Origin of the sequence: Pseudomonas sp. PA-4-8C (assembly GCF_021606625.1) — a bacterium.
GTDB classification, from domain to species: domain Bacteria; phylum Pseudomonadota; class Gammaproteobacteria; order Pseudomonadales; family Pseudomonadaceae; genus Aquipseudomonas; species Aquipseudomonas lactis.
Genome location: NZ_WKCD01000477.1, coordinates 1 through 2,084 on the forward strand (window position 1 = coordinate 1; position 2,084 = coordinate 2,084).

The following is a 2,084-nucleotide window of genomic DNA, read 5'->3' on the forward strand; positions in this document are numbered from 1 at the left end:
GAGGAAGTTGATGCCTGCGGCCTTGGCCCGTTCGATCTGCGCGAAGGCCTCTGCCTCGCTGTTCTGCTCGCCCCAGGTCATGGTGCCCAACGCGATCGCGCTGACATTCAGATCGGTGCGGCCCAGCTGTCGGTAATCCATCGGGTACTCCTTCAGGGGAAAACAATCATAAAAGCAGGTTGAATTTTTTTTCGCAATCTGCATAATTGCCCACCTCTTTCTGCAGTGGAAGTGATGCGCCGCCTGCCGAAGAATCTTGCCGTTGAACGGACGCGCCGACCCGAGCCCCCGATAGCGTCTGTATCCGGCTGCCTTTGACCTTGTCAAAGTACGCACTATTCAGTAAGATCCGCCGTCTAAATTTACAGGCGGCCCCTGAGGCTATTAAAGAATGACAACTTTTACTGCAAAACCGGAAACAGTTCAGCGCGACTGGTTTGTCGTCGACGCCGCTGGTCAGACCCTGGGTCGTCTGGCCACTGAAGTCGCCAGCCGTCTGCGTGGCAAGCACAAGCCTGAATACACCCCGCACGTTGATACCGGCGACTACATCGTCATCATCAACGCTGAGCAGGTTCGTGTAACCGGCAACAAAGCAAGCGACAAAATGTACTACCGTCACTCCGGTTTCCCAGGCGGTATCAAGTCTTCCAACTTCGAAGGCCTGATTGCCAAGAAGCCTGAAGCCCCGATCGAAATCGCGGTCAAAGGCATGCTGCCTAAGGGCCCACTGGGTCGCGATATGTTTCGCAAGCTGAAAGTCTATGCGGGCGCTGTACACCCTCATGCTGCTCAGCAGCCCCAAGAACTGAAGTTTTAACGGAATAGTTCATTATGTCGGCGACTCAAAATTACGGCACTGGCCGTCGCAAAACCGCAACCGCACGCGTTTTCCTGCGTCCGGGCACTGGTAACATCTCGATCAACAACCGCTCCCTGGACAACTTCTTCGGTCGCGAAACTGCCCGCATGGTAGTTCGTCAGCCGCTGGAATTGACCGAGACCGTTGAAAAGTTCGACATCTACGTCACCGTTATCGGTGGCGGTGTAAGTGGTCAAGCTGGCGCAATCCGCCACGGTATCACTCGCGCTCTGATGCAGTACGACGAAACCCTGCGTGGCGCTCTGCGCAAAGCTGGCTTCGTGACTCGCGATGCTCGTGAAGTTGAACGTAAGAAAGTCGGTCTGCGTAAAGCGCGTAAGCGTCCGCAGTACTCGAAGCGTTAATTCGCTTTACGTTCCACAAAAACGCCCAGCCTCCTCACGGAGCTGGGCGTTTTTTATTGCCTGCGATTTATGCACATTTTTCGCCGTGACAACTTGCCACATCCGTAGACCCCCTATACTACAAGGCCTGGAGGCGGAGCCCCGGGCAATTCCCTTGTCATACGTGGGGCTTTTCATTACCATCCGTCAAAATTTTTATAAGTAAAGATTCAACACTTAGTAGACGCCTGATTTAACAGGCCAAAAAGCTGATGGGAGAGGACTGAATGAGCAATGACGGCGTGAATGCAGGCCGGCGTCGCTTCTTGGTAGCAGCCACATCCGTGGTGGGTGCTGCAGGAGCGGTGGGGGCTGCGGTCCCGTTCGTGGGGTCATGGTTTCCCAGTGCCAAGGCGAAAGCCGCAGGTGCACCGGTGAAGGTGAATGTCAGCAAGATCGAGCCAGGCCAGCAGATGATTGCTGAATGGCGCGGCCAGCCGGTTTTCATTGTTCGTCGTACCGAGGAAATCCTGGGGAATCTGAAGAAGATCGAAGGCCAGTTATCTGACCCGACATCCGAAAAGTCCGACCAGCCCGCCTACGCCAAGAACGAAGCGCGTTCGATCAAGCCAGAGATTCTGCTGCTGGTTGGTCTGTGTACCCACCTGGGTTGCTCACCTACCTTCCGCCCGGAAGTGGCGCCTGTCGACTTGGGCAAAGACTGGGTCGGCGGTTATTTCTGCCCGTGCCACGGTTCCCACTATGACCTCGCTGGCCGCGTCTACAAATCCCAGCCCGCGCCCCTGAACCTGCCGGTTCCTCCTCACAATTACGAATCTGACGACATCATTGTCATTGGCCTCGACAAGGAGAACGCG

General features: G+C 55.6%; 3 protein-coding genes and 1 pseudogene. 3 read left to right on the plus strand and 1 reads right to left on the minus strand.

Going from position 1 to position 2,084, the window contains the following annotated elements:
• Positions 1 to 141, minus strand: a pseudogene (locus GIW04_RS30140) (aldo/keto reductase); the annotation flags it as partial.
• Between the two features lie 250 nt (positions 142 to 391).
• Here GIW04_RS30140 and rplM point away from each other — a divergent pair.
• The 3 genes from rplM to petA all read left to right on the plus strand — a co-directional run.
• Positions 392 to 820 (plus strand): 50S ribosomal protein L13, encoded by a 429-nt coding sequence (gene rplM, locus GIW04_RS30145; RefSeq protein ID WP_003188508.1) that lies wholly within the window; start codon positions 392 to 394, stop codon positions 818 to 820.
• 14 nt (positions 821 to 834) lie between these two features.
• Positions 835 to 1,227, plus strand: coding sequence for a 30S ribosomal protein S9 (rpsI, locus tag GIW04_RS30150; protein WP_002555064.1), 393 nt, complete (start codon positions 835 to 837; stop codon positions 1,225 to 1,227).
• A gap of 266 nt (positions 1,228 to 1,493) precedes the next feature.
• On the plus strand, positions 1,494 to 2,084 hold a 591-nt coding region (petA, locus tag GIW04_RS30155), incomplete at its 3' end, for a ubiquinol-cytochrome c reductase iron-sulfur subunit (RefSeq protein WP_003188524.1).